Genomic DNA, 6,435 nt, shown 5'->3' with positions numbered 1-6,435 from the left:
GGATCCTGATCCGCCGGAGCCTCCTGGTCCTTCGGGGGATCCTGATCCGCCGGAGCCTCCTGGTCCTTCGGGGGATCCTGATCCGCCGGAGCCTCCTGGTCCTTCGGGGGATCCTGATCCGCCGGAGCCTCCTGGTCCTTCGGGGGATCCAGATCCTCCTGAGCCTCCTGGCCCTCCTGGTCCTCCGACCGAGCCAGGACCTCCTGGAGATTCTGATCGACCCGAGCTGCCGGCAGACTCTGACGATCAGCCCGGTAGCCCTGAGAATGACATGAAAACAGAGACAGCGAAGGAACATGCTCAACGTAAGCCCATTCAGTCGCCTCTTGGCGAGATGAACGTTGTGCCGACACGCACTTGGTACATCGAAGCTCCAAAAGCGCCGGCTGCAAGGGTCGTGCCGGCAACAAGCCCAGTTGAAACCAAACAGCGAACGGTATCGCCAGAACCGACCCCAGGCTCAGCAGATCGGTCAACGGACTCGGAGAACAGGATGGTCGAGGAGGTAGAACTCAAAGACTCCGAGGTCGTCTCACTTGTGAACCCAGTAGCCGTGACTGTAGCGGCTGTGACACTAGCTGGCGGAATCGCTGCCGCAAATGCTGGTCAGGTCCGTCGCAAACTCTCAATCAAGAAAGGAAAACCACCAAAGATTAGCTAGGCGATTGCCCGTTCACTCGCCTACGAAGCTCGTGCAGTCGCAATCGCTTGGACGACGCGAACGCGTAATGCGTTACCTCGATCGGTGAAGGCTCTCTGGCGGTGAGCGTACTCGCGCTTACCGTCAGGGGTCTCGATTGGGATCGCGGGAAGATCGAAACCGCTCACGTCATAAGGTGACGCTTGCATGTCAACGGTCCGGATATCGCGGGCCAGCTCAAACGCATCGAGCAACAGCTCACCAGGCATGATCGGCCCGAGCTTTGTTACCCACTTGTACACGTCCATACCAGCATGTAGGCAACCGGCCTGCTCATCATTGATTTGTTCAGCCCGAGTTGGCGTAAGTCGATTGAGAGGTCGTGCGTCTGGGGTAAAGAAACGGTAGGCGTCGAAATGGCTACAAGAAATGGGATTGCTTTCCACAACTGCATCTGTGGCCTCGTGGCCAATCCTCAGCGGAAGACCGGCGTGACGGATTTGCTCAGGAGTGAGTTTGTACACCATCGCCCATTCATGCAGTCCAAAGCAGGCGAAATGAGGAGGCCGTTCGATCGTCTTCTCGAGAAGATCCGCGATGAAATCCACCGAAGTTGCGCGCTTCGCAAAGAACGCGGGCAGATCAACAGTTAAGTCCGAGTCGTTTGTCCTCCGGTAGTAACGCCACTCCGAGCGTGCCGGGACAGGGATCGTTGAACCGGGCCCTTCAAAGGCCGTGCTCGGTGCGACGTCAGCAGCTCCTTCGAGAACAACGCCAGCTCCGGGATGCCACCGACGTAGGTCTGCAGGTTTATAGGAGTAGTACGTCCAAAGGAAGTCCTCGATGGGGTGCTTCTTGCCTGCGAGCCTGCGCGCACGATGGTCAGCGGAAAAGGCATCTGCGCGCGCTTCGTGTGCGGCTTCGCGAGCAGTCCACTCGGCGCGACTCAGCACAATCGAGGTTGCCGAAGCCTGCGCGCTGAGTGCCGAAATATCCACGCAGTAAGGGTACCCGGTCGGGCTGGGGTAATCCGCGCCCTAAGAATCAGAAGGCAAAGCCGCCGAATCGGGTGGCTAGAAGCCCAAGGGATCGAACGAGTCGCTATCGCGCCCACGCAGCCGATCAATGTCGCGGCGGTCCCGCTTCGTCGGGCGCCCGGCGCCGCGATCTCGTACCACGGCCGCGGGTCGTTCCTCGCGCGGGGGAGGGGGTGGCGAATGATCTTCGAAGAGGGTGGCAGCTTCGGTCGCGCTTCCACGGCGGATCCCCAGGCCTCGCACCACGTACACCTTTTCGAGGCCGTGCAGACGCACGCGAACAGTGTCGCCCACCTTGACGGCCTGCGCTGGCTTTGCTGACGAATCATTTACGCGAACGTGTCCAGCTTTGCACGCTGCAGTGGCCTGGCTACGGGTCTTCGCGAGACGAGCCGCCCAGATCCACGCATCAGCGCGCACCGAGGTTGGCCCTGAATGGGCTCCGCGCGGGACGTTTTGACGCTGTGGTTCCATAGCTCTTGATCGTAGCGGGCAGAATAGAGGTATGGCCGAAGAATACGAGACGATCGCGGGACGCGTCGATACCGAGGTGGAAATCTCGCGGTCTCGGTTCTTAACCAGGCTTGAACGAGTCGATAGTGAAGCAGCCGCGCGCGAAGTGATCGCTGCGGTGCGGGCAGAGCATCCGCGGGCACGTCATCACTGCTCGGCGTTTGTGCTCGGACACGACGGTCGTGTGCAACGTTCCAACGATGATGGGGAGCCGAGTGGCACTGCAGGCGCGCCCATGCTCGATGCGCTCACATCATCAGGTCTGAGTGACGTGGTGGCAGTTGTGACCCGATACTTTGGCGGTATTCTGCTCGGTGCAGGCGGACTCACCCGCGCGTATCGGGCTTCCGTCGCAGACGCCGTGCTCGTATCGAAGCGCGTGCAACGCGGACTGCGTCACGAAGTTTCAGTCATCACCGGTTACGACGTGGCGGCGCAAATCGAGTCTGAAGCTCGCCGTCGCGGGTATGCAGTCGGCGAGGCCACCTATGGCGCCGATGTGACGCAGCGATTTGCAGTGGCCGCGCACGAAGTTGCCGCGTTGGAGGCACTCGCTGCCGAGCTCAGTGCGGGCGCAGCGCTGTGTGAACGAGGCGATTCCGGATACGTTGATCTGCACTAATTTTCAGCAAGGAACACACATTGTCAGTGGTCACCGGTAGCCTTGCGAGCATGGGATTCTGGTCTGAAATCGTCGGGCAGCCCGTGGCCGTTGCAATGCTTGATCGCGCTGCGTCATACGAGCCAGGGGCGGCTGCGCCTGCGCACGCGTGGCTAATTACCGGCCCTGCGGGCTCTGGCCGATCGAATCTTGCGTACCGTTTTGCTGCCGCATTGATCGCCCGGAGCGAGGCAGATCGCGACCGTGTGTACGCACAGGTTCAGGCGCACACGCATCCTGATCTTGGGGTACTGACGACCCAGGCCGCGATCATCAAGATTGATGCCGCTCGCGAAATTGTGACGACCGCTCACTACGCACCGAGCGAGGGGCGCTATCGCGTCATTGTTATTGAAGACGCGGATCGCATGCCAGAGCACACCTCGAACGTGCTGCTGAAGGCCATCGAAGAACCACCCGAGCGAACGATCTGGGTGCTGTGCGCACCGAGTGAGGCAGACCTCCTCCCAACGATTCGCTCACGCACTCGTGCGCTCCGGCTTGTCACACCTGGCGTAGACGATGTGGCGCAGCTGTTGCAGTCCCGTGACGGTGTCTCGCCCGAGCGTGCGGCACAAGCTGCCCGGCTGGCGCAGAGCCACGTGGGTATGGCCAGGCGACTCGCCTCTGATGATGATGCGCTCGCACGCCGCCAAGATTCAATTCAAGCGGCGCTTGGAGTGCGAACACTTGGCGACGCGATGGCAGTTGCCGCCTCGCTTGCAAAAATCGCGCAGGCTGACGCAGATGCCCTGATGGATCGGCTTGACGCGCGCGAACGCGAGGAGGCCATGCGTGGGCTTGGCCTCGCGCCCGGTGCGGCAATTCCGCCGCGTCTGCGATCACAGATCAAGGCGCTCGAAGAAGAACAGGAACGTCGTCGAAAGCGCAGCCTGCGTGACGGACTCGATCGCGTCCTTACTGACCTGTCCTCGCTCTACCGTGATGTTTTGATGACCGCGCTGGCTTCTGCCGATGAACGAGAGCTCATCAACCTTGAGTTCAGCCGAGCTATTACCGAACTTGCTGGTCGTTGGACCCCTGAGCAGACACTGCAAGCACTCGACGCTGTCAGTAACGCCCGTGAACGGCTCATGCGACAGATCACTCCGGGACTTGTCATGGAAGCTTTGTTCGCCCGGATCGTGATGATTCATAACCTCGTTAACGACGCCCGCTGAAAGGTGCACAAGTGAGTGAGATCGAGAACGCCGAAGACATCGTTCGGCAGAAGAGTAAGCGCTTCCGCCTGATCGTCACGGTGGTCGTTGGCCTGCTGATTGCGGGGCTGATTGCGTTGCTCATCAGCGGTGGGTTCGGCCAGCCTGTTGTGCAGCAGAAGCCAGGCTCGAGTGATTTTGCTCCTCCGAAGGGTGACGTTGAACAGACGCTTGCGGGCTATCAGTCGCAGGAGCCCGACTGGCGGAGCTGCGGTGACGGTTTCCAGTGTGCGACCGTGTTGGCCCCGCTGAACTGGGATGATCTGGAGAGCGAACCAATTGAGCTTGCGATGATCCGCAAGCCAGCTACGGGTTCCAATCCCCTCGGTAGCTTGTTCATTAACCCGGGCGGCCCTGGCGCATCTGGCGTTGAATACGCTCGATACGCCGGCACGAGCGGACTTGATGACACACTGCTCAAGAACTACGACATCATCGGTTGGGATCCCCGAGGTGTCGGCAACTCAAGTGCAATTGACTGCTTCACCGATGCTGAGCTCGATGAGCAACTGTTTGGTCTCGACGACTCCATCAACCTGAAGCGCGGTAGCGATGAGTGGCTTGCGGCTTCCGCAGAGAGTGCGCGCACGATTGCTGAGGCATGCGAGAAGACCTCGGGCGACCTCATCAAGTACGTCAGTACGAACGAGACGGTGCAAGATCTTGACATGATGCGTGCCATCGTGGGCGATAAGCAGCTGAACTATCTCGGCTACTCGTACGGCACCTACATTGGCGCTCGCTATGCAGACCGATTCCCTGAGAACGCTGGCCGCCTTGTGCTTGATGGAGCGATTGATCCGCAGGTGACTGAGCGCGAGATGATTCGCGAACAGACGAAGGGCTTCGAGCTTGCGCTGCGGGCATACGTTACGGATTGTTTGACCCGCAGTAGTTGCCCACTCACCGGCACGGTGGATGAAGCGATGACGCAGATCGGTGACATGCTCGACCAGGTCGATGTGGAGCCCTTGCGCGCTTCAGATGGCCGGTACGTCGGTTCAAGCACCTTGCTGACCGCGATCATTACGCCGCTCTACAACCAGGACAACTGGTCGTACCTCGACATGCTCTTCGAAGCCATTCCGCAGGGAGACGCAGACATCGCGCTTGCCCTTGCAGACTCTTACTACAGCCGTGACGCTGATGGCAGGTATCTCGACAATTCGACAGTCGCGTCTTGGGCAATTAACTGCCTCGACTATCCGACCGACGATGACGTAGCGTCCATGCGGGCAGAAGCTGCAGAACTCGAACAGCTGGCGCCCACCATTGGCCGTTTCCAAACATACGGTGGGACTTTCTGCGCCGATTGGCCGGGAGACTCGACCGAAAACCGCGAACCGGTGACTGCTCAGGGGGCGAACCCGATCTTGGTGATCGGCACGACAGGTGATCCGGCTACGCCTTACCTATGGGCGGAGGCCTTGGCCGATCAGCTTGAAAGCGGCGTCTTGGTCACCTACGAGGGTGAAGGGCACACCGCATACGGGACGAGTAGCTGCGCGTCGCGTGTGATTGATGAGTTCCTTGTAGAAGGTACGGTTCCCACGCAAGACCCGCTCTGCACCGAATAGCTCACCCGTACACGCCACGAGTTTGACCCTGCGTTGGGTCAGGCTCGTGGCGTGTCGCATATGCTCGCCTTGCATCGTGACTTTTAGGGATTGCTGAGGTGCAATCACGCACCCGGAACCTGCTATAGTTGTCGCTTGTGTACAGAGCAATCTGTGCCAAGCCGCCTTAGCTCAGTCGGTAGAGCGATTCCCTCGTAAAGAATAGGTCACCAGTTCGATTCTGGTAGGCGGCTCCGATAGGCCTCGACAGTAATGTCGAGGCCTTTTCTGTGTGTATAGCGTCATGCTGATTTTGGCTTTCGGGGCCGGCCGTTGCTCGTTTCGTGGCGGATCTGGTGTCTTTATGCGGATCGTTGCCAAATAGCGCCGAAGACACGCCCGTGATTTGGTCTCGGTTTGCGCTGGGGTGGGGATCGGCGTAATGTAATCCCTTGTCGCCGCAACGCAGCCGGGCAGCATAGCTGGCCTGGTTGACTAGCTTGCGGTTAACCGAAACTCACGGGTTTTGGTTGTTGGACTGCTTTTCGGAGGGCCATTGGTTTGGTCGGTACGGGGAGTGTCTGGTCCTTGAGAACTCAATAGTGTGCACTTGATTGTCAAATGCCAATTTTTTATCCCCGGCATGAACCGTCTGGTTTGTGTTGGAGATTCCTTTTTTGGATGAATAATTCAGTGACAAATTTTTGTCAGTGTTTCTATTTGTCAGGTCAAACTCGCATCTTGTCTGCCTTATTCCGGTGGATGGGTGCTTTTTGTTTTTTACGGAGAGTTTGATCCTGGCTCAGGA

General features: G+C 59.1%; 5 protein-coding genes, 1 tRNA gene and 1 pseudogene. 4 read left to right on the top strand and 3 right to left on the bottom strand.

Going from position 1 to position 6,435, the window contains the following annotated elements; genetic code table 11:
• The 3 genes and pseudogenes from ICM05_RS10095 to ICM05_RS10085 all read right to left on the bottom strand — a co-directional run.
• Positions 1 to 353 (bottom strand): annotated as a pseudogene (locus ICM05_RS10095) (MSCRAMM family adhesin SdrC); the annotation flags it as partial.
• A gap of 328 nt (positions 354 to 681) precedes the next feature.
• On the bottom strand, positions 682 to 1,638 hold the full coding sequence (locus ICM05_RS10090) for a 3-methyladenine DNA glycosylase (RefSeq protein ID WP_353055882.1): 957 nt from the start codon (positions 1,636 to 1,638) through the stop codon (positions 682 to 684).
• A gap of 75 nt (positions 1,639 to 1,713) precedes the next feature.
• Positions 1,714 to 2,151: an RNA-binding S4 domain-containing protein gene (locus tag ICM05_RS10085; protein ID WP_188024462.1), complete on the bottom strand. Its 438-nt coding sequence runs from the start codon at positions 2,149 to 2,151 to the stop codon at positions 1,714 to 1,716.
• A 31-nt stretch (positions 2,152 to 2,182) separates the two neighbouring features.
• Between ICM05_RS10085 and ICM05_RS10080 the strand changes: the two genes are divergently transcribed.
• The 4 genes from ICM05_RS10080 (at position 2,183) to ICM05_RS10065 (ending at position 5,881) form a co-directional block, all read left to right on the top strand.
• Positions 2,183 to 2,812: a YigZ family protein gene (locus ICM05_RS10080; protein WP_188024461.1), complete on the top strand. Its 630-nt coding sequence runs from the start codon at positions 2,183 to 2,185 to the stop codon at positions 2,810 to 2,812.
• A gap of 50 nt (positions 2,813 to 2,862) precedes the next feature.
• Entirely contained in the window at positions 2,863 to 4,032 is a 1,170-nt protein-coding gene (locus ICM05_RS10075; RefSeq protein WP_188024464.1) for a DNA polymerase III subunit delta', read from the top strand.
• Between the two features lie 11 nt (positions 4,033 to 4,043).
• A complete protein-coding gene (locus ICM05_RS10070; protein WP_353055881.1) occupies positions 4,044 to 5,648 on the top strand; it encodes an alpha/beta hydrolase in 1,605 nt (534 codons plus the stop codon).
• 160 nt (positions 5,649 to 5,808) lie between these two features.
• Positions 5,809 to 5,881 (top strand) — tRNA-Thr (locus ICM05_RS10065).
• The last annotated feature ends 554 nt before the right edge of the window (positions 5,882 to 6,435 follow it).

This window comes from Leucobacter sp. cx-42 (assembly GCF_014529985.1).
Taxonomy (GTDB): Bacteria; Actinomycetota; Actinomycetes; order Actinomycetales; family Microbacteriaceae; genus Leucobacter.
The sequence above is the reverse complement of the archived record's forward strand: the minus strand, read 5'-3'. Positions and strand labels throughout refer to the sequence as shown.